The organism is Chitinophaga rhizophila, from assembly GCF_019492185.1.
Taxonomy (GTDB): Bacteria; Bacteroidota; Bacteroidia; order Chitinophagales; family Chitinophagaceae; genus Chitinophaga; species Chitinophaga rhizophila.
In genome coordinates, this window is the sequence record NZ_JAICCF010000004.1 from 1,099,856 (window position 1) to 1,121,235 (window position 21,380).

14 protein-coding genes are annotated in these 21,380 nt (G+C 48.9%); 7 read left to right on the plus strand and 7 right to left on the minus strand.

The genetic code is table 11. The annotated features are described in order from the left end of the window. The first annotated feature begins 6 nt into the window (after nt 1-6). Both K1Y79_RS23880 and K1Y79_RS23885 read left to right on the plus strand, forming a co-directional pair. Nucleotides 7-2,244, plus strand: coding sequence for a tetratricopeptide repeat-containing sensor histidine kinase (locus K1Y79_RS23880; RefSeq protein WP_220252709.1), 2,238 nt, complete (start codon nt 7-9; stop codon nt 2,242-2,244). Then, nucleotides 2,244-3,617, plus strand: coding sequence for a sigma-54-dependent transcriptional regulator (locus tag K1Y79_RS23885; RefSeq protein ID WP_220252710.1), 1,374 nt, complete (start codon nt 2,244-2,246; stop codon nt 3,615-3,617). Before K1Y79_RS23880 ends, K1Y79_RS23885 begins: the two co-directional genes overlap by 1 nt. On the opposite strand, the gene K1Y79_RS23890 is transcribed toward K1Y79_RS23885, so the two are convergent. From K1Y79_RS23890 to K1Y79_RS23900, 3 genes are all read right to left on the minus strand, one after another. Beyond that, nucleotides 3,607-5,247, minus strand: coding sequence for a sigma 54-interacting transcriptional regulator (locus tag K1Y79_RS23890; RefSeq protein ID WP_220252711.1), 1,641 nt, complete (start codon nt 5,245-5,247; stop codon nt 3,607-3,609). The two genes, K1Y79_RS23885 and K1Y79_RS23890, sit on opposite strands and share 11 nt — an antisense overlap. A gap of 187 nt (nt 5,248-5,434) precedes the next feature. Continuing rightward, a complete protein-coding gene (locus K1Y79_RS23895) occupies nt 5,435-6,946 on the minus strand; it encodes an RICIN domain-containing protein (protein ID WP_220252712.1) in 1,512 nt (503 codons plus the stop codon). Nucleotides 6,947-6,977: 31 nt separating this feature from the next. Then, complete coding sequence (locus tag K1Y79_RS23900; RefSeq protein ID WP_220252713.1) at nt 6,978-8,687, minus strand: RICIN domain-containing protein; 1,710 nt, start codon at nt 8,685-8,687, stop codon at nt 6,978-6,980. A 353-nt stretch (nt 8,688-9,040) separates the two neighbouring features. Between K1Y79_RS23900 and K1Y79_RS23905 the strand changes: the two genes are divergently transcribed. Then, nucleotides 9,041-10,441, plus strand: coding sequence for a sialate O-acetylesterase (locus K1Y79_RS23905; protein WP_220252714.1), 1,401 nt, complete (start codon nt 9,041-9,043; stop codon nt 10,439-10,441). An 83-nt stretch (nt 10,442-10,524) separates the two neighbouring features. Here the strand turns inward: K1Y79_RS23905 and K1Y79_RS23910 are convergent, their stop codons facing one another. Next, on the minus strand, nt 10,525-11,370 hold the full coding sequence (locus tag K1Y79_RS23910; protein WP_220252715.1) for an AraC family transcriptional regulator: 846 nt from the start codon (nt 11,368-11,370) through the stop codon (nt 10,525-10,527). Nucleotides 11,371-11,411: 41 nt separating this feature from the next. Further along, nucleotides 11,412-12,356 (minus strand): NADP-dependent oxidoreductase, encoded by a 945-nt coding sequence (locus K1Y79_RS23915; protein ID WP_236059790.1) that lies wholly within the window; start codon nt 12,354-12,356, stop codon nt 11,412-11,414. A gap of 538 nt (nt 12,357-12,894) precedes the next feature. Here K1Y79_RS23915 and K1Y79_RS23920 point away from each other — a divergent pair. The 4 genes from K1Y79_RS23920 (at nt 12,895) to K1Y79_RS23935 (ending at nt 19,751) form a co-directional block, all read left to right on the plus strand. Continuing rightward, nucleotides 12,895-13,569 (plus strand): response regulator transcription factor, encoded by a 675-nt coding sequence (locus K1Y79_RS23920; protein WP_220252716.1) that lies wholly within the window; start codon nt 12,895-12,897, stop codon nt 13,567-13,569. After that, nucleotides 13,566-14,609 (plus strand): sensor histidine kinase, encoded by a 1,044-nt coding sequence (locus K1Y79_RS23925; protein WP_220252717.1) that lies wholly within the window; start codon nt 13,566-13,568, stop codon nt 14,607-14,609. The genes K1Y79_RS23920 and K1Y79_RS23925 overlap by 4 nt, the downstream gene beginning before the upstream one ends. Nucleotides 14,610-14,765: 156 nt before the next feature. Then, on the plus strand, nt 14,766-16,010 hold the full coding sequence (locus K1Y79_RS23930) for an exonuclease SbcCD subunit D (protein ID WP_220252718.1): 1,245 nt from the start codon (nt 14,766-14,768) through the stop codon (nt 16,008-16,010). Nucleotides 16,011-16,016: 6 nt separating this feature from the next. Further along, nucleotides 16,017-19,751 carry an AAA family ATPase gene (locus tag K1Y79_RS23935; RefSeq protein WP_220252719.1) on the plus strand — a complete coding sequence of 1,245 codons (3,735 nt, stop codon included), beginning with the start codon at nt 16,017-16,019 and terminating at the stop codon, nt 19,749-19,751. On the opposite strand, the gene K1Y79_RS23940 is transcribed toward K1Y79_RS23935, so the two are convergent. Beyond that, nucleotides 19,748-20,692, minus strand: a complete 945-nt coding sequence (locus tag K1Y79_RS23940) for a lysophospholipid acyltransferase family protein (protein WP_236059791.1) — start codon at nt 20,690-20,692, stop codon at nt 19,748-19,750. The two genes, K1Y79_RS23935 and K1Y79_RS23940, sit on opposite strands and share 4 nt — an antisense overlap. 253 nt (nt 20,693-20,945) lie before the next feature. Then, nucleotides 20,946-21,365, minus strand: a complete 420-nt coding sequence (locus tag K1Y79_RS23945) for a response regulator (RefSeq protein ID WP_220252720.1) — start codon at nt 21,363-21,365, stop codon at nt 20,946-20,948. Nucleotides 21,366-21,380: the final 15 nt, after the last annotated feature.

A 21,380-nucleotide genomic window follows, 5' to 3' on the forward strand; every position in this document is an offset into this window, starting at 1 on the left:
AACAGCATGAGCGGCATCCGCTATATACTTTTCATCACTTATCTGCTATTTACGTTCCATGGATGGGCAACCACCTATACCTATTCCTCTGATCAGAAAGCACCCACTGACATCCCGGCTGTACAACGCCTCTGGGAACTGGGAGATAAACTGCTGAATAGTCCACATCCCTCGCCGGCGGCGATAGATAGTGTGATGCTGCTGGGCAGGCAGATAGTGGCGCAGAGCCGGCACCTGCAATACCTGCAGGGAACAGGTCTTGGCAGTTTGCTGATCTCCCGCGCTCATCGTCATAAAGGACTGAATGAGGAAGCTAAACCATTTGCCCGTGAGGCGCTCCGTATCCTGCGCACTGCCGGTACCGACGCGCAGAAAGCCGAAGCCTTTATAGAACTGGGCAACTGTTACAGCAATTCAGAAGCCGATCTCCCTGAGAAAATACATCTGTTTGAGGAAGGTATTGCTGTATGGCGGCAGATCGGCGATACCCTTAAACAAGCTTCGCTCCTGGAATTTACCGGAGATCTGTATCACCTCAAACAGGACTACCGCAACTCACTGGACCGGCTGGAAAAAGCACTCGTCCTATACAAATCCATCGGTCATAAAAACTTACAGGGGGTATATGCGCTGATCGGGGCTGTACACACCGACAACAGCAATTTCGTAGAAGGATTACGCTATAACCTGCTGGCGGTCGAAACCGGTGAACAACTCAAAGATTCCAGCTCACTCATGGCGTCTATCTATAACCGGCTGGCGGTTGCCTATTATGGCATCGACTATAATAAGCAGGCCATGGAGTTCTATCAGAAAGGACTGGCGCTATCCTACAAGAATAATGACGCAGTCTCTATACAGAACTTCCAGATCAATATCGGCGAACTGCTCATCCGGATGAAACAGTACAAACAAGGTCTGGACAGTCTGGATGCCGGTGTATATACGCATCCGCTGACGGATATCTACGACATCAGTTATGTCACCATCCGCTACCTGCGCACCTACCTGTACCTGCATGATTATAAAAACGCTGCCATCCATTACCGCAAGATGCTGGATATCTACAACAGCGGTAAGATCAATGAGCAAGAACGGTCAATATTAAGCGCTTACCTATCTTTGTACCTGGTAGAAACGGGTAATTATACAGCAGCGATTCCCTACCTGGACAAACTAGCCGTACATCAGACGCCTTTCCTCATTACCAACAGCATGGTGGCTCACCTGCGCTTCAGAACAGATTCCGCATTGGGCAACCTTTCTGCTGCCATCAAAGACTTCCAGGTATACAAAGGGCTTGCTGACTCACTCACCAATCTGGCCCAGGCCAGACAACTGGGACAACTGCAACTGCAGTTTGAGACGGACCAGAAAGACAAGGACATCCGGTTGCTGGTGCAGAAAAGCCAGTTACAGGAAGCCTCTCTGCAAAAGGAACGGGTGATCAGGTATTTCATCATCGGCGGTGTCGTAGGACTGATCATCTTCCTCGGGTTGGTATATGCCAGGTACCGCAGTAACAAACGCACCAATATACAGCTGGAAAGTCAGCAGGGCGAGATCAATACCCGTAACGAAACCCTGAAAGGCCTGCTTGAGGAAAAAGAGTGGCTGTTAAAGGAGATCCACCACCGGGTAAAGAACAATTTGCAGATCATTATCAGCCTGCTGAATACCCAATCACAATACCTGAACAATAAAGACGCGCTGGCGGCTATCCGCAACAGCCAGCAACGTATGTATTCGATGTCGCTGATCCACCAGCGGTTGTATCAGACAGAAAATCTTGGGAAAATAGATATGTACTGGTATATTCCCGAAATGATCGGGTATATCAAAGACAGTCTTGAAGCCGACCAGCGTATCAGTTTCTTCATGGAATGCGACGATATAGAGCTGGATGTAGTGGAAGCGGTTCCCATAGGCCTGATCTTGAATGAAGCCGTCAGCAATGCCTTAAAATACGCCTTTCCCGGGGGTAGAAAGGGCAGCATACAGATACGTTTCCAATCACACCCGGCAGGAATGTGCCAGCTGTCAGTGGCAGACAATGGCGTAGGCATTCCTCCAGGTAAAGACATCCTGGCTTCCGCATCCCTCGGTATGAGCCTGATGCAGGGGCTTAGTCAGCAGCTGGATGGCGATTTTGAGCTGACAGACAATCAACCCGGTGTATCTGTAAAGGTCACTTTCAGATGCAGGGAATTTATATCCAACGAACAAACAGACACGCTAACCTGATGAATAGTAAAGGAACCATACTGATAGTTGAAGATGAATTTATCGTTGCTAACGACCTGCGGCTGATGCTCCAGAAAGCAGGATACCTCATATGCGGTATCGCGGCTTCAGTAGTACAGGCCCGCGCACTGATAGAAAAACATCATCCTGACTGGGTGCTGCTCGATATCATCCTCAAGGGCGATCATACAGGTATTGACCTCGGAAAGGAACTGATGGTGAAGAAGATCCCTTTCCTTTACATTTCTGCCAATACCAACCACCGTACGCTGGAAGCGGCTAAACAAACCCAGCCCTATGGTTTCCTGGTAAAACCTTTCCGGGAAAAAGACCTGTTTGTGATGCTGGATATTGCCCGTTACAAACACCAGACTGAAAACGTACGTCTGCAAAGGGAAGCTGCGGTAAAAGCAGATGCCAATTATCTTGACAACATTATCGGTACGAGTCCCCGCACCAAAGAACTAACGGAACAGATCAAAATAGTGGCTCCTTCTGACACTTCTGTGCTAATCAGCGGTGAAAGCGGTACGGGTAAGGAGCTTGTTGCCCAATGCATCCATAAGTTGTCTACCCGGGCCAACCGGCCTATGGTGGTCGTTAACTGTGCTGCCCTTCCCCTTTCCCTGATCGAGACAGAACTGTTCGGTCATGAAAAGGGCGCATTCACCGGCGCAACACAGAAACGTACCGGCAGGTTTGAGCAGGCCGACAAAGGCACGATCTTCCTGGATGAAATCGGGGAAATGCCGCCGGATGCCCAGGTAAAACTGCTACGGGTATTACAGGAAAAAGAGATTGAACGGGTAGGTGGTGAAAGTCCGGTGAAGGTAGATGTGCGTATTATAGCTGCTACTAACCGGCACCTGGAGAAAGAAGTAGCTGAAGGCCGCTTCCGCCTGGACCTCTATTACCGCTTAAGCATATTCCCCCTGGAATTACCTCCGCTCCGCTCCCGGAAAGAAGACATCCATGCGCTGGCCTACCACTTCCTGCGCAAATACGCCCAGAAGAACAACCTGCCAGTTGAAACCATCAGTGAGCATGCCATGCAGACGCTAATGACGTATGACTGGCCCGGAAACATCCGGGAACTGGAACATGTTATAGAAAGACATGTATTGCTGTCAACCGGCAATGCTATCGACGTAATCGACATGCCTTCCGCGTTGATGCGCGAAACGGAAACTTTTCAGTCAGGTAAAATGAAGACCATGGAAGAAGTAGAGCGTGAGCATATTATCAATGCATTAAAGGCAGGCAAAGGGAAAGTATCTGGCCCGGGGGGTGCAGCAGAACTACTTGGTATGCCTGCTCAGACGCTCTATTCCCGTATGAAAAAGTTAGGTATCAAACAGACCTTCAAAGGATAAAAGTGTCATTTTGCGGCATCTCTGGTTCTTCAGAACTGATATAATGTGCTTTTTTGATGCCCAGTTTCTTCATACGCGAGTTCAGCGTAGTAGAAGGCAGTTTCAGTTTTGCCGCGGCTCCGTTAGGTCCGGCAATTCTGCCATTGCATAACCTGAGTACTTTCAGGATGTATTCTTTCTCCATCAGGTTCAGCGGCAGCACGGCAGTACTTTCTGTATCCTTTGCGGCTGATACGGGTACTCCCGGTAGTGGAATCTTGGTAATTACTGGTGTGGTAGTAAGCAACAGTGTCCTTTCCATCAGGTGCTCCAGCTCCCGCACGTTACCTGGCCAGTCGTAATGTACCAGGCTTTCCATTGCTTTGGCGGATATAGTCGGGGCCTGTTTCCTGCTTCTGGCAGCAAAACGTTGCAGGAAATGTGCTGCAAGCGCCGGAATGTCGCTCTTCCGCTGCCGGAGCGCGGGTATCGCTATCGGGAAAACATGTAACCGGTAGTACAGATCACTCCTGAACCGGCCGGCCCGTACTTCTTCTTCCAGGTTCCTGTTGGTTGCCGCTATAATACGCACATTGACCTTTATAGTGCTTTTTCCCCCGATACGTTCTATCTCCTTTTCCTGTAATACCCTGAGCAACTTCGACTGAAATTCCAGCGGTAGTTCGCCTATTTCATCCAGGAACAGGGTACTGTTATCTGCCAGCTCAAACTTGCCGATCCTGCGTTGTGTAGCGCCTGTAAAACTGCCCTTCTCATGACCAAACAACTCACTCTCTATCAGGTTAGGCGGCAAAGCGGCGCAGTTCACCTTAATCATCAGGTGTTCCTTCCGGGGTGAGGCGGCATGGATGGCCCGGGCAAATACCTCCTTGCCGGTGCCTGTCTCGCCCAGCAACAATACCGTTGACTCGGAGGGCGCTACCCGGGATAGTATGTGGATGCGTTCCTGTATCTCTGCCGACCCGCCAATGATGTCTGCAAAGGTATTCTGCAAGCCCTGCTCTTCCTGCAGGTACCTGTTCTCATTCTCCAGGCGCTGTTTGAAACGCTCTATTTCCAGCAGCTGTCGCTCTATTGTCTCATTCGCAAGAATGTTACTGATACCTATTCCCAGCATATCTGCAATCGCCCTTACAAACCTGTCATCCACATTGACAAATGCATTTTTCTTCTCCGTAAACAGGTACAATAAACCTTTAGGCTGATTCCCATTACAGATCCTGACTGCCAGCATCTCGACCACCCCTACGTTAAACCAGCGGTATACATAAGGCGGCACTTTATTTCCTTTCATCACCTTCTGCAGCTCAAATACTACAGGACCTTCTGCTGATAGTACAATATTGAATACGCCATCTTCCACCGGATGGAGATCTGCCATAATAGGCGTCTCTCCCGTCCTGGAACTGATGGTGGATTCCTGGCTGTGAAGAAAAGGTGTATGTGTAGCGCCGTCTTCATTCAACATACAGATAGTATAGTATCTGCTGTTGAACAGTTCCAGCAGCTGGTCTGTGATAACATTCCACAGGTCTTCCCTGCGTCTGGCGGCAGCGATCCGCGTACTCAGTTCCAGTAAAATGGATTGTTCTTTCTCTTTCTGTTCAAGTTGTTCCGAAAACATCTCCATACATGAAAATATTTAGTTCACTGTTAGCAGTGGGAATACTCCCTTTCTGTTCACCCGATTGCGATACACCGGACAAACTTACTCAGAAAACATGATATCCGGTGCATTTCCAGGGCTACCTTTTCCATAAATACAAGGAGGCAGCATCTGTGCAGATGCCACCTCCTGATAATATACTTCGTTTCACTTACAGGCGTTTGAAAGCCCACTGCTGATGAGCACCGCCATTATTGCGATACTGTGCTACTGTCACTCCCGGTGCTGTTGACTGTGCAGGGATCTCCAGCACTTTGCCACTTTGCACACCGGTGATGTAATAGTACCCGTTGGTCACTGCTGACAATATCCATTGCTGGTTGTCGCCGCCGTTATAGTCGTACAGTTGCAGGATTGCAGCATCCGCAAGGGACTGCCCTGTTACATCCAGTGATTTCCCACTCTGTACGCCCACAATCCGGTAACGGTTGTTACCCAGGTAGCTTACCTGCCAGTGCTGGTTCACACCGTTGTTGCCTGTCCACTGCTGTACGGCCGTACCGCTGGCAGTACCCTGGCCTGCGGCATCGAGTACCAGCCCGCTGTTACGGTTTTCAATGCTGTAGGTACCATCCGGTAATGCTTGCGTACCGTGCACATACGGCGCAAGTACGGCTTTGAGCAGTCCGGCGACCTTAATATGACCTGCCTCACTGGGATGCAGGTTATCTGCCAGGTAATCAGACGTGTTCTGACTGATCCAGCCGGCGGTATTCACGTAATGTATCTGCTTATCTCCTGCTGCAATACGTGCTGCTACTGCCGCTTCAGTAGGTATTGCCCGGATGCCGAGGAATGTGCGCATTACGAAGATCTCCGCCTGCGGGAATCTGGTGCGGATGTCCTGCAGCAACTGGAAGTAGACTGCCTGGAACACACTATCTGTATCTTCATAATCACTGTCATTCGTGCCCAGGTTCAACACGATGGCCTGTGGCGTATACCGGCTGAAATCCCAGTTTGGCGAGGATGGGTGATTCGGCGTTTTCAGCTTGAAATACTGCCTGTCCATCGCAACGCCATGTCTGGGACTGCTTACCAGTGCAATACCCGGGTAGGCAATCTGTGTATGTTCTGTGCCCAATGCTTCTGAACAGATCCAGGCATAATCAGACACGTTTGCCTGATCGTCGAGGTAACCGGCCGTAATGGAATCTCCGATGTATTCAATGAGATAAGAGGAAGTATCCGGTTTACTGGTTACCGCACCTGCATCAAGGATCAATCCTTCAAAAGCAAACAGGTAATCATAATCCCGGCCCTGCGCCACACTCAGGGTATGCTGGCCGCTGTGAAGGGCTGCCGGCGTTAAGTCTATCACACCGCCTGTCTGCTTGTATGAGATCCAGGGGCCTCCGTCAATGCTGGCGTAGAAGTTACTGATATTGCCGGTCTTGATTTTCACTGTAGTTCCGGTAAAGTTCACCCGGACGTAAGCGCCACCCCACCAGGAGTTATACCGGGTGCTGTCGCTGAAATCCCAGCGGCCAAAGTATTGGATATTCTCATCCTGCAGGCTGCCATATCCGTTTGCAGGTACTGCTGCTGCTATGTTATCTGCGTTCATCTTCAGAATTGCTTCATTAGCCTCCTTCTTGGCGCATCCGCTCATGAAAAAGGTAAGCAATAGTATGACAAATCCGCTTAGTCTGCGTAACATCATATTATGTTGTGTAGTTTACGGTTCACAATCCTTAAGGGATGCTGATCTGCCATTGCTGATTAGCGCCGCCATTACCACCGTACTGCACGATCTCCATGCCTGCGGTTGTTGAGAATGCAGGTACTTCCAGGTACTTGCCGCTCTGTGCTACCTGGATGGTATAAGTGCCACCTGCAGCAGGAGATATTACAAACTCCTGGTTGCCGGCTGCTGTATAGTCATACAGTTGCAGCGCTGCTCCATCCAGCAATGAGGCTCCTTTTATATCCAGTGATTTTCCGCTTTGCACACCAATAATCTTATAATGATCGCCACCAATGCTGGTGATGGTCCACTGCTGGTTGGTACCACCGCTATAGCCCCATTGCTGTATGCCTGTTTCATTCACCGTACCTTGTCCTTTTGCATCAAGCGCCAGGTTACTGTTACGATTCACGATCTTATAAGTGCCGTTTGCCAGCGGACCATTACCGCCAATGATATGTGGCGTAGGGTGTGTTGCCTGGTAAGGGATCTGTCCTTTGATCATTTTTCCTGCATCATTGACAAGGCGCAGGTAAAAGTCTGCAGATACAGCTACTCCATCCTGGTCCAGATGCACGAAGGTAGTACCGGCAGGAGCCTGTGAGGCATTCTCTGCTACTTTGAAGATAGCAGTACCTTCGTTCACTTCATCAAACATGGCGATGTAAAGACTCTTAGCGCCAACCTGTTTCATTACGGCCACCTGCGCCCACATAAAGTCACCGTGATTACGGGGAATTTCATTCAGCGGACTGTTGGCATTGCTGTTATGGAAAGAGAAGCCAGGATAAGCAATCGGTTGATAATCGATACCGTGTGCTTCGCAATATTCATAGTCGCCTTTGATCCATGGCTCATACGTAGGACCTACCTGCGCAGCTACTGCCCAGGGGGCCAGCATATCAAAAGACTCATACACACTCATGAAGTTATCGCGGGTAAATACGCCTTTCGGTGTACGCCAGTCCATCGGTACACTACCAATCACATAACATCCCTGGCTCTTAAACCAGTTAATGACATCCAGGCACTGTGCAGAATCGCCTGCGCCGGGTATTTTCGCGCCGAGGTATCCCATACCGAATATGCAGATAACAGGCTTACCATTCTGCTTTGCATAGGCAGGAGAAGACAACAGGTTCAGGGTACCTTTGATGGTATTGGTGAAGTCTGCTTTAAGACGGGTCAGCATATCAGCATCACCGGAAATATCGTACATGATATAGAACTTACGGCCGGTAGCTTCTGCAGCGGCACGTACCTTCTGCGCCATACCATCGCGCATGGACTTAAACGGGGGGTCAGACAGTTCACCGGTAAAACGTTGCAGGGCGGCGCAGTCAATACCATTCTCCTGCATCCATCTGAAATGTACATCTACGGTTGACTGATCATACGAAGAGAACATTTTTGCTGGCTGTCCGCCGGGAAGCGCAGGGTATGTCGTCTGATAAGTGGTGGTATACTCCTGCATATAAGGCCACATTTCAAGATTCTGATGTGTCCACCTGTTAACGGCAGAACCGTCGCCTGGTGCGGTGAACCATCCCTGGTAACCTACCGTTACCTTTCCTACTACGTCTCCTACCGGAGAGCCGGCAATCACTGCATCGGCTTTAAGAGACGAATTGTCTAAAGCATTGTCGCTGGTTTCTTTCTTCGTACAACCTGATAAAAGGGCCAGCAATAGCCCCGAGGCGAGAAAGGTTTTCTTCATAAGATAACTGGTTTGTAATGGTTATTAAACTCCGGTGCATGCCGGTATCAGGTGGCCCCCTATTGCAAAAGACAAGCCATCTTCATAAATAATTGCAGCTGAGTAAGTTCGGTATGATGATCAGAAATGTGATTGACGGTATTTCGGGAATTAACGACTATTTTTATGAAATATCATACAGCCCTTATCCGTTAGGGCTTTGCAGGCTGTAATGATAGTAATATTATTTTAATTAAAACAGGTATAATTTTCCGGCCTTACTTTTCCCGGATACAGATGCAGCAAATATGTTTTAAATTGATACCGCTATTGCACATACAGCTATCTACTCATCTAAAAAACGTTATGATAAAATGAACCGTCTATTTACGATGTTATCCCTCCTGGCCGCACCACTTGCGCTGCATGCCACAGTAAAACCACATAGTCTTTTCACGCACCATATGGTGCTGCAGCAGGGAATGCCAGTGCCGGTATGGGGTGAAGCCGCGACCGGAGAAAAAGTAACTGTTTCCTTTAACGGGCAACAGGTCTCGACGGTAGCGCGTGATGGTAAATGGATAGTAAAACTGTCACCTTTACCCTATATCACCAAACCTGCTACCCTGACTATCAGCGGAGAGAATACTGTAACTATCAAAGATGTGCTGGTAGGAGAAGTATGGATATGCAGCGGCCAGTCCAATATGGAGCGGCAACTTGGTCCAAGACCTCCTCAGCCGCCGGTGACAGACTGGGAAAAGGAAAGAGACCAGGCTAACTTTCCGCTGGTAAGAGAATATTATGTACCGTTAAAATACTCGGCAACGCCACTGGATGATGTAAACCAGCAATGGCAGGTCTGTTCTCCGCAGACAGTCAGTGATTTTTCTGCCGTAGGCTATTTCTTCACCAGTGAACTGTATAAGAAGCTGAAGGTACCGGTAGGTTTCATCTTTACAGCCTATGGCGGTACACCTGCGGAAGATTGGACCAGCGCGGAAGCCATGACCAGCAACCCTGCGCTGACCGATTTTGTGCAGCACTATGATCAGATAAAATATAGTTATGTGCCGGCAGGTAAGCTGAAGAACGGCTTGTACAATGGTATGATACATCCCCTGCTGCCTTATGCCGTCAAAGGGGTTGCCTGGTACCAGGGCGAAGCCAATGCAGAACATCCTGCTATTTATCCCGAACTGCTGTCAAATATGATCAGAAACTGGCGTACTGACTTTGCAAGGCCGGATCTGCCCTTCCTGATTGTACAGATCGCGCCGTTTCAGCACATGCCACCTGAGATCCGCGAAGCGCAGCTGAAGGTGGTACAGAAAGTACCGCATACTGCCCTGATCGTCACCACCGATTGCGGAGATGCGAATGATATCCATCCTTCCAATAAACGACCGGTAGGCGAACGACTGGCTATTGCAGCTGCCGGTATGGTCTACAAGCAGCCAGGCGAATATGCAGGGCCGATGTACAAAGGATTTGCTATAAAAGGCAACCAGGTGGTATTACAGTTTACACATACCGGAAAAGGTTTAAAGACAAAGGATGATGCCCCATTGAAAGGATTTACCATTGCAGGAGCAGATAAGCAGTTCCAGCCTGCAACAGCGGTGATTAAAGGTAATACAGTGATTGTATCTGCAGCAGGAATTAAAAAGCCGGTAGCAGTAAGATACGGCTGGTCTAATGTACCGGATGTGAACCTGTACAACAGTGCAGATCTGCCGGCATCGCCATTCCGTACGGACATGGCGGACAAATAAGCCAGGTGCAGGAAAATTAAACGGCGGATCACATACTTGTGCAATCCGCCGTTTTATAATCAACTGATAGCAATACTAATCTTTCAGACGCCCACTTTCGACGTACACGTAGTCTCCGGCGGATAATACTTCCTGATTACCTTTGCCATATGGCTGGCATCAGTAAAGCCCAGTTCATAGGCAATCTCCTTTGCACTCTGATCAGAATGCTGCAACCTGCTCTGCGCCACGTTAACCCTTGACTTCAGGATATATTCCTTCAGGTTCTCACCGGTCTTTTTGCGGAAGTATTCGCTGACATATTTCGGGGACAAATTAAATTGAGCAGCCAGCGACTCCACCCGCAACTTCTCATTATCAAACAGATTGAACTGAATATACTGCAGGATATCATTTACCTGCTTATCGCCTGACTGGTGCTCGCTTTTAAAGGTTTGCTCGAAGTTGCGGCGCAGGATGTTCAGCAAGGCAAACATGTGTGCGCGGATGATAGAATCTGACTGCGCTCGCTTATTCGTATATTCATCATATATACCCCGAATCAGCGAAATCAGCATATGCTTATCTGACGTATTGTGAATGATATCTCCCGGCTGCCGGTTGTAACTGCTGAGTATATAGTGCAGGTGTTGAAACCACTCTGTATAATCCATCATCTGCATGCTGTCTTTCCTGAAAAACAGCGCATTGAAGCGGATAAAGATAAATGTCGCAGGCTCCGCCAGCTCAAACCAATGGCAGTCATACGGTGGCAGGAGAAAAATATTATCCTGCGCAAAGGGTATCAGGCTGTGATTAATACACTGTTTACCACTGCCCTTCTCAATATACACCAGTTCAAAAAAGTTATGCTGATGCGGACGATGCGTCCATTCCGTCAGTTCCTCTCTGGTAACAAAAAACGGCCGCACTGAATTTTCTACCTGCATGTCTTATCATTTTTCCTGGCGTCAAAGTTAGCGTATATTTCCTATGCAATAGTGAGTACAATCTTTCCACGTGTACTGCCACTCTCCTGTTGCTGATGGGCAAGATCCATCTGAGAGAAGTCATAGTGATTGACATAAGGATGTAATACACCTTTTTCCAGCAAATCGGCAATTGCCTGCATATCCTCACCGGATGACTGTACCAGAAAGAAGAAAGCGCGTACGTTCTTTTCTGCCGCCTGTGCAGCAACTTCCGGCTGCACGCCCGTAGGAATGCTCACAATTGCACCACCCGGTTTCACTACAGGAATAGAACGTACTATGTTATCGCCGCCCAATGCATCAAACACCACATCTACGTCTTTAACAATGTCTTCAAATGCATGACTTTTATAGTCGATATGTTCATCCGCGCCAAGTGCCCGTACAAAATCTTTGTTGCCCGCAGAGGAAGTACCAATGACGTGGGCGCCTATATGCCTGGCCAGCTGCACCACAAAATGACCAACCCCGCCTGCTGCTGCATGTACAAGTATCCGCTGACCGGGTTGCAGGTTTACCTGCTGGTACAGGGCCTGGTATGCAGTGAGTGCGGCCAGTGTGGCTGCCGCTGCTTGCTGATGCGTAATGTTAGCCGGCTTCAGCGCCAGATGTGCAGCGGGCGCTGCCACATACTCTGCATACGCCTTTCCATGGCCTGGAAAGTTAACCATGCCAAATACCTCATCGCCGGTTTTAAAAGCAGTTACTGCACTACCAGTGGCGGTGACAACGCCAGAGATATCCCATCCTAGGGTAATAGGGAATGCTGACTTCAGTTTGCCCGCCATGCCTTTCCCCGCACGTGTTTTCGCGTCAACGGGATTGATACTGATAGCGCGTACCTGCACCAACACTTCATCGTCCTTTATTTCCGGGATTGCTACGTCTGTATGGATCAGTTTGTCTGTGCCGCCAAATTCATTTATAATAATCGCTTTCATCATTTTATTGAATATATTTTTTGTTAATAATTACCGATTGCCCTTAAACGGACACAAAGATCATGCATTCTTAGCAGGTAAAGGCGTAGGAAAACAGGTAAGAAAAGTACATTTGAGGGTTTCGCCCTGCCCGTGTAAAGAAAGTGACCGGGGATACATAAAACCCCTACCAGCCTACCCGCATATATAGCCTGTCATAGTTAGCCTCCGCGCCAGGTCTCTATACTTCGGGCGCTCAGATACCCTATGATCAGGCCTTGTTATTCATATTATCAGGCTGCTAGGAGGTCACTAAAAGGTCACTTCAATATCCCCGGGATATTGAGGTGACCTTTTAGTGACCTCTAAGCGAACGGAAAGTGTAAAACACTGAGCGGCGACACGCCCTATCCGGAAGGCGAGGAATAACCTACCGGACACTGGCGGCAAAATGCGCGCTATATTACCTAAAACATTAACTTGCAACAGGATACGCTACAAAAATACATACTGACAGCACGCGTCTTCAGGATGTGTTCAGATTCGCTTAATACATTCGCGGATGAAGATATTGATCATAGAAGACGAGCCATCACTGGCAAAAAGCATCGGCGCCTACCTGGCGGATGAAAGCTATCGTTGTGAGTTTGCGGCAGACTTTCCGCAGGCCCTTGACAAGATCAGCATGTACGATTATGACTGCATACTGCTGGACCTGATGCTGCCGGGTGGCGATGGACTGAGAATACTTGAAGAGATCAAAGCCCTGCAAAAGCAGGACGGCGTCATTATTATCTCCGCCAGGAACTCCCTTGATGACAAGATAAAGGGCCTGCAGATAGGAGCAGATGACTACCTGACCAAACCCTTTCACCTGCCGGAGCTGGTAGCGCGCATTTATTCTGTTATCAGACGGAAACAGTTTGGAAACAGCAATGTTATAGAACAGAATGAACTGAAAATAGACCTTCTGGCCAAAACAGTCACCGTGAATGAGACGAATGTGGTGCTTACCCGGAAAGAATTTGACCTGCTGGTTTACTTCGTCAGCAACAAAAACAAAGTCATTTCTAAAAGCGCTATTGCAGAACATCTCTCCGGTGATGTGGCAGATATGTTTGACAACTACGACTTTATTTACGTACATATCAAAAACCTGAAAAAGAAACTGGCAGAAGCCGGCTGCGACAACTACCTGAAAACATTGTACGGTACCGGTTACAAATGGGAGCTATGAGCAAACTACTGAGCCTTACCATGAAGCGCTTTATGCTGTATGCAGGACTGGTACTCATCGCCAGCATCCCTGTGTATTATTACATGATCAATATGCTGTGGCATCACGAACTGAACGAGCATCATATTGCGCTGACAGCAGCGGCGGGGCGGGAAGACAAGTATCTTATCATAGCCTTCGTGACGCTGCTGACGGTACTTTTCTTTCTCCTGCTCATGATCGGGTTTATACTCCTGAACCGCAGTATATCCAGGAGCCTGTGGCAGCCATTCTATAAAAGCCTGGCGCAGATAAAACATTTTAATCTTGATCAGCAGCAGCCGCTTGCTTTTGAACAGACAGACATTGAGGAATTTGCGGAACTTAACCAAAGCTTAAGTAAGCTCATTGCAGGAAATATTGCCGTGTATAATCAGCAGAAAGAGTTTGCCGACAATGCCTCTCATGAACTGCAAACACCGCTGGCCATCATACAATCCAAACTGGATCTGTTATTGCAGACTAAATTCATGACTGATACACAATATGAACTTATTGAGGAAGCGAACAAGGCGCTTTCCAGAGTAACGCGCATCAACAAGAATCTGCTATTACTGACAAAGATTGAGAACAGTCAGTTTATGGATAAGGAGCACATTGATCTGTCGCTGTTACTGGAGAATACCCTGGTCCTCTTCTCAAATTTCTCTGATGACAAACACCTTTCGTTTGATCAACAGATTAAGCCCGCAGTGTTCATAGAGGGTAATAAGATATTGCTGGAAATATTACTGAATAACCTCATCACCAATACAATCCGGTATACTGCCCCTGGTAACACGATTCTTGTTCAGCTAACGGATAGCAGCCTTACTATGGCAAATCCGGGTACAGCCGGCCTGCAGGAAGAGCAGGTATTTAAACGTTTCGGCGCTACCTCCGTGCAAACGCCCGGTACTGGTTTAGGGCTTTCACTGGTCAAACAGATCTGCAACCGTTACCAGTGGAAAGCAACGTATACCTATGCCGATGGCCGGCACATTTTCACCATCACCTTTTAATATCTCATCCAGCGATCAGTTTTTCCTGACGAATTATTAATTCTTAATCTCCCTCTTGCTGACAATACTTATTTTTGCAGTGACTAACCGGTTGTGCCGCTCATGCAATATGGGTAGCCAACCGGTTAGGTATTTAATTTCTGCAAAAAAGATCTGATGAAAATATTGCATACTGCGGACTGGCATATCGGGCAAACCTTTTATCAGTATGACAGAACGTATGAGCACCAGCAGTTTCTGCACTGGCTGGTCAATACCATTAAGGAAGAAGACATTGAGTTGTTAATTATCAGCGGGGATGTATTTGATGTAGCCAATCCTTCTGCTACTTCCGTAAAATTGTTTTACACCTTTCTCAATAATGCCGTTAAGGCACAACCAGGCCTGCAGATTATTGTAACTGCAGGCAACCATGATTCTGCTGCACGGCTGGAAGCGCCTAAACCGCTGCTGGAATCGTCTGACATACATATTGTAGGCGTCATTGAACGCAGGGAAGATGGGACGATTGACTATGATAAGCTGGTGATTCCGGTAAAGGACCGCAAAGGAGGAATAGCCCTCTGGTGTATGGCCATCCCCTTCCTGCGTATGGGCGATTACCCGGCCGTGGCTGAGAGTGCGGCGCTGTATGCCGACGGCGTGACTGCCCTTTACAGGGAAGCCTACGAATATGCACTTACACGGCAACAACCCGGACAGGGTATTATTGCTATGGCACACCTGCACACCCTGGATGCGGAATTGTCAGATCATGATAAAACAGAAAGGCTGATCATGGGTGGTGTTGAACTGGTACCGGCCCACGCCTTCCATGAAAACATTCTGTATACAGCACTTGGACATATACATAAAGCACAGCGCATCGGTGGAAAAGATAATATCCGGTATAGTGGCAGTCCGTTGCCGATGTCTTTTTCCGAGATGAATTACAGGCATCAGGTCGTTACTTTTGACATCACTGACGGCATACTAAGCCATGTAGCGATGCTGGAAATTCCGTTGACGACAGCCCTCTTACGCGTACCTGCCAAACCACAACCCATTGCAGCCGTGTTGGAAGCGCTGCAGGCGTTACCCGCATCAGCAGCCGCCATCCATACCGCGCCTTACCTCGAAGTGCGGGTATTGCTGGAAGGACCTGAGCCAGCATTACGGCACCAGGTAGAAACCGCACTTGCCGGTAAACATGTACGACTGGCGAGAATTGATGTACGCTATCCTTCTGCGGATGGTGGCGAAACCGAAGAGGCGACCACCGGGACCGAGCAGCTGCAGGAGTTAAGTCCGCTGGACATCTTCAAAAAAGTGTACCGGAAGGATTACAACAACGAAGCGCCGGAAGACCTGGTGAAATTATTCAACCAGGTACTGCAGGACATCACCACAAAAGAGCATTAACAACAGATGAAGATATTAGCCATCCGCTTTAAGAACCTGGCATCACTGGAAGATACCAACGAAATAGACTTTACGAAAGAACCGCTGAGCAAGGCAGGCATCTTCGCTATTACCGGTCCTACAGGTGCTGGCAAATCGACCCTGTTAGACGCATTGTGCCTGGCCTTGTATGCCAGAACGCCGCGTTATCAGCAGGCAAAAGAGACCGGTATTGAGGTACAGGATCTCTCGGGCAATAAGATTAACCAGGGAGATGTGCGTGGCATCCTGCGGGATGGCACAGCCGATGGCTTTGCAGCCGTGTCATTTGCCGGCATTGATGGGAACAACTATAGAGCTACCTGGTCAGTGAAGCGGGCACGCAACAGGGTTGATGGCAACCTGCAATCTGACAATGTGGAGTTGTTTAACCTGACCACCAATACCCCTGTTCCCGGTAAGAAGACGGAGACCCTTAGGGAAATTGAACGGGTGGTGGGGCTTAATTTCGAGCAATTTACCCGGTCGGTACTACTGGCACAGGGCGACTTCACCGCATTTCTGAAAGCAGATAAAGACGCCAAAGCCTCTCTGCTGGAAAAACTGACCGGTACTAATATCTATTCCGCCATATCAGCAGGCATTTTTGAGCACTTTAAACAGGCAGATACTGAGTTAAAAAACCTGCGGCAACAGGTAGCAGGAATTGTTAGTCTCTCTGCCGATGACCACCTGACGCTGACGAACCGGCAGGAGGTCCTGGAAGAAAAGATTGCAGCGCAGCAGACTACCATCGCAGCATTAGAAACAGCTATCAACTGGTACAATACCCTTAGCGTATTGGAACACAGCCGGGAAGACGCCGCCACACATCATGCAGCAGCCATACAGGCGCTGGAAGAGGCAGCGGAACGCATCCGGCACTTTCACCTGGTAGAACGCGTACAGGCAGCCCGCGGACCCGTAGAAGCGCAGAAATCATATGAAGCACAGCTTTCTCTGAAGGCACAGTCCCTGCAGGATATCGAAACCAGGATTGCGCAGACAGCCGAACTTCACCAGCAGGCGACAGCCGCACTGGCCACCGCCAACGCAGCCGTACATCAGGAACAGCAAAACGCTGTGCAGTACCAGCCGGCTATTGACCGGGCCAAAGCCCTTGATACGCTGATCGGTGAAAGAACAATGCAGGTAAAACAGGCAGCGACAGCCGTTACTGCTGCCCAGAACAGGCAGGATCAGCACATGCAGGCCTATGAGCGAAAAGAGCAAGAGATAGAGGCCGTTGTACAGACTATCAGCAAATCAGAGACCTGGCAGCGGGATAACCTGAGCAGAAAGGATATTGCTGAGAATATTACCGAGATCACCCATCACCTGAGTCATGGGGCCAGACTATTACTCCAGCAGCAACAGGAGCAGCAACAACAACAGGAGAATACCGCCTATATCCGCCAGGTGCAGGAACAGCTGACAGCACTGGAAGAGAAGGCTGCCGCCGGACAAACACAGTGTGCAGCGCTGCAAGCCAGATTACAGGAGCAGCACACTATTATGCAGCACATACCGGCAGATACCCTGAAAACCACAGAACAGGACCTGTTGCTCCGCATACGGGAAGCTACGGCCGCCAGCGCACACTGGTCCTTACTGTATAACAACCACAAGGAAAAGGAGCACGTTCACGGTAAACTGGCGGGTTGTCAGCAGGAACTGGCAGCTAAAACAACCGCCCTTCGGCAGCAACAGGAAGCGCTGCTGGCAGCCCAGGCAAAAAAGGAACTGTCAGATAAGCTGCTGCATCAGGCAAGGTTGCAGATAGCGGACAATGTAGCCTCCCTGCGGGAACAACTGGTAACCGGTGAGCCCTGCCCTGTTTGCGGCAGCAAAACGCATCCTTTCTCAGAAGAGAACCCGGTGGCCCATGCCATCCTGCATACCCTGGAAAATGAATATGCAACTGCGCTCAGCGACTATAATACCCTCTTCGGAGAAATAGCCAGTCTGACGCAACTGTGTAAGCGCCTGGAGCAGGACACTGCAGAACTCACCACTACTCTGCAGGAAAGAACAGCAGCAACAGACCTGCTGACGGAGAAGTGGACGTCCTTTTCGCTCGCAGCAGCGAGTGAAGCACTATCTGCCGCAGACAAAGCAGCATGGCTGGAAGAGCAGGTCAGACGTTTGCAGGACAAGCAGCAGCAGGTAACCGCACAGCTACAGACATATGAAGTGGCACGAAGAACAGCCGACACCTTGCGAGCACAGCTGGATGAAAAGCAGCAAAGCCTGGCAGTCATTGCAGATCAGCAGAAAGATAAACAACGGGAAAAGACCAGTAAAGAGGAAGCCCAGGCACGCATCACACAACAGCTGGAGCAGATTGCGGAAAGGCTGCGGAGTATGACAGAAGAGCTGGCCCCGCACTTTAACTCACCGGCATGGGCCGACAACTGGATGGCGAATCCGCAGGACTTTGATCTGAAAATCCGCCGCTTTGCAGAGCAATGGACACAGCACGTCAAAGCCATCAGTGATAATACCCAGCTATTGCGCGAGCAGCAATCAGCCCTGAACGAGATGAGTAAACAGGGACCGGCTATTGCAGCAGAACTGACCGACAGGATCAATACTCATAAAGATCTGCAGGCAGCATTGCAAGCCCTGACTTCAGAACGGCAGACACTCCTCCATGGAGGCTCCGCCGCCGGTTTTGAGCAGCAGCTGAAGCAGGCCATTGAAGCCGCCATTGAACAGCAACGCACGGCTACAGACACTGTCAATGCCCGCAAAGAAGATCTTCGGGCCTATTATGCCAGCCAGGAACAGACCAATACCGACATTACCCAGCTGAAGGATAACATTGCCAGACAACAGCTGGCTATCCAGGAATGGATACAGCAATACGCCGACAATTACGGTCAGCATTTGTCTGCCGGGGAACTGGTAACATTGTTGTCGTACCCTGCTACCTGGATAGATACCGAGCGCAAAGCCATCACAGATATGCAGCATGCGATTGCGACCGCCAAAGCTACCCTGGTGGAGCGGGAAAGACAGGTAAGCCAGCATATGCAGCAACGCACCAGCACACATACGCAAGAAGAGGTCACGACCTTGTACAATGAGGCTAAGCAGCTCCGGGATGAGCTGGTGAAGGAGAAAAACAACATAGACTTCCAGCTGTTACGGGATGCAGAAAACAAGTCAAGAATAGGCGATCTGCAGAAAGATATTGACGCCAAAAGTACGATACATGAAAACTGGAGTAAGCTGAACGAGCTGATTGGCTCTGCCGACGGTAAAAAGTTCAGGCAGATTGCCCAGGAATATACACTGGACATCCTGCTGGGATATGCCAACATGCACCTGGCGATGCTTACCAGCAGGTACAAGCTATTGCGCATACCGGGCAACCTGGGGTTACAGGTATTGGATAAAGATATGGGCGATGAGTTACGGACAGTGTTCTCACTGTCAGGCGGGGAATCTTTTCTGGTGTCGCTTGCGCTCGCACTGGGACTGGCTTCTTTGTCATCCAGCAAAATGAAAGTGGAATCGCTCTTCATTGATGAAGGGTTCGGCGCGTTAGATCCTGACACGCTGAATGTGGCAGTAGACGCATTGGAACGGCTTCACAATCAGGGCCGTAAAGTAGGTGTGATCTCGCATGTGCAGGAGATGACAGAACGTATTCCCACGCAGATTAAGGTTATCAGGATGGCTAATGGCAAAAGCAAAGTGGAGGTAACGGGCAATTAATGCTCTTCCCGCTCCCATTGCCTGTGTGTCCACAGCCAGTATTCCGGTGCATGCATGATATCATGTTCGAGGTACCAGGCAAATGCTTTGGTAATTTCATATGATTCCACGTCAGCAGGTTCCTCTGCGATAAGCGAGAAATATACGTTCCAGCCGTTACCGGTGCTGCGCTTCCTGACAGAAGCATACAGTACCACTGCATCCAGTGACCGGGCCAGGTGTTCAGCGCCGGTGAACAGGCCTGTAGGCTGATGGAGGAAGTCTGTCTGGTACCTGGGCCTTGCTGCGGGCGACTGATCAGCAATGAAGACATACGCATTGGGCTGGTCACGGTTGGATAGCATAAAGCGGGCAGTCTCTCCGGTGGTCAGAAGTCTGATACCAAAACGTGAGCGGATGCGGTATAACAGTCTGTTCAGGAAGTTACTGGAAGTAGGTTTATACACAGCATACACATCAAACGACAGATACCTGGGCAGTATATTCAGACATTCCCAGTTACCATAATGGCCCATCAGGATAACTATATTTCTGCCCTGCTGATGGCAATGTTCCAGTACTTCAGGGTTGTGCAGGTGTATGCGTTGGCGATGTTCCTTTTCCGACATGGATAGCAGCTGTAAGGTTTCCACCAGTAGTTCGCTGAAATGCAGGTAGAATGAGCGTGCAATGGCCTGTATCTGCCGGTAGTCTTTTTCAGGGAAAGAGCGGGACAGATTCTGTATCACCACATCATAGCGGTAGGTAGCCAGTTTATACACTGACCAGTAAACGATTTTCCTTATACCATGGAGGAGCCAGGATGGCAATAAACTTATCAGGTACAGGATAACAAACAGCGGTTCATATACCAGGGAGCGATGTTTAAGCATTCCGTAAACTTTCATCTCCTGGCTGGCATACGCCGATGGTCTTCGGATAGAATCAGCAGCGTTGTACATAGGCATCTTCTTTGGCCTTGAGGGTTTATTATTCAGACGTGTTCGTGAATTAACGCAAATTTAGCACCGAATAATATGGGTTTGCAAATCTTAACTTTTCTTTGCGGCACATGACAATTTACTGTTTTGCTATACTATTGAACCACAGGCATCCATAATAAAACGCACGTATATACTATCCGGAAGACCATTTCCTGCTGATGTGGAAGGATTGCGCAGCCTGTGGAATCTTACCAGTCGCTCATATGTACAATTATTCATTCGGATGCCTGGCAATTACCCAGTATTCCAGTATCACGCGGATCTGTTTCTCTATATCACTGTAGAATGATTTCTTGACGAAGTAACCTTGTACAGTAAGTGCGTACACTTCATCGACAATCTCTTTTGACTCTATAGTGGTCAGGAATACGAAGGGTATACTTTTCTGACGTAGTTCAGGATCTGCATTTATCTGGCGGCGCAGTTCCAGTCCGTTCATCCGCGGCACGTTAATATCCGCCACAATAATCAGTGGTTTTTCCGTCGTGTTTTTAATATATGTGAGCAACTCATCACCTGAATCAAAAAAGCAGACTTCATTTTTCATACCCAGGGTGTCCATAACATTCTGAAATATTTCCCTGTCATCTTCGTCGTCTTCCAATACCAGCAGCGGACCATTCTTTGCCATATCTATATTTTTTTC

Coding starts and splice junctions, on each gene's coding strand:
- K1Y79_RS23880 (WP_220252709.1), top strand. CDS start 7: ATGAGCGGCATCCGCTATATACTTTTCATCACTTATCTGCTATTTACG.
- K1Y79_RS23885 (WP_220252710.1), top strand. CDS start 2,244: ATGAATAGTAAAGGAACCATACTGATAGTTGAAGATGAATTTATCGTT.
- K1Y79_RS23890 (WP_220252711.1), bottom strand. CDS start 5,247: ATGGAGATGTTTTCGGAACAACTTGAACAGAAAGAGAAAGAACAATCC.
- K1Y79_RS23895 (WP_220252712.1), bottom strand. CDS start 6,946: ATGATGTTACGCAGACTAAGCGGATTTGTCATACTATTGCTTACCTTT.
- K1Y79_RS23900 (WP_220252713.1), bottom strand. CDS start 8,687: ATGAAGAAAACCTTTCTCGCCTCGGGGCTATTGCTGGCCCTTTTATCA.
- K1Y79_RS23905 (WP_220252714.1), top strand. CDS start 9,041: ATGAACCGTCTATTTACGATGTTATCCCTCCTGGCCGCACCACTTGCG.
- K1Y79_RS23910 (WP_220252715.1), bottom strand. CDS start 11,370: ATGCAGGTAGAAAATTCAGTGCGGCCGTTTTTTGTTACCAGAGAGGAA.
- K1Y79_RS23915 (WP_236059790.1), bottom strand. CDS start 12,356: ATGATGAAAGCGATTATTATAAATGAATTTGGCGGCACAGACAAACTG.
- K1Y79_RS23920 (WP_220252716.1), top strand. CDS start 12,895: ATGAAGATATTGATCATAGAAGACGAGCCATCACTGGCAAAAAGCATC.
- K1Y79_RS23925 (WP_220252717.1), top strand. CDS start 13,566: ATGAGCAAACTACTGAGCCTTACCATGAAGCGCTTTATGCTGTATGCA.
- K1Y79_RS23930 (WP_220252718.1), top strand. CDS start 14,766: ATGAAAATATTGCATACTGCGGACTGGCATATCGGGCAAACCTTTTAT.
- K1Y79_RS23935 (WP_220252719.1), top strand. CDS start 16,017: ATGAAGATATTAGCCATCCGCTTTAAGAACCTGGCATCACTGGAAGAT.
- K1Y79_RS23940 (WP_236059791.1), bottom strand. CDS start 20,692: ATGTACAACGCTGCTGATTCTATCCGAAGACCATCGGCGTATGCCAGC.
- K1Y79_RS23945 (WP_220252720.1), bottom strand. CDS start 21,365: ATGGCAAAGAATGGTCCGCTGCTGGTATTGGAAGACGACGAAGATGAC.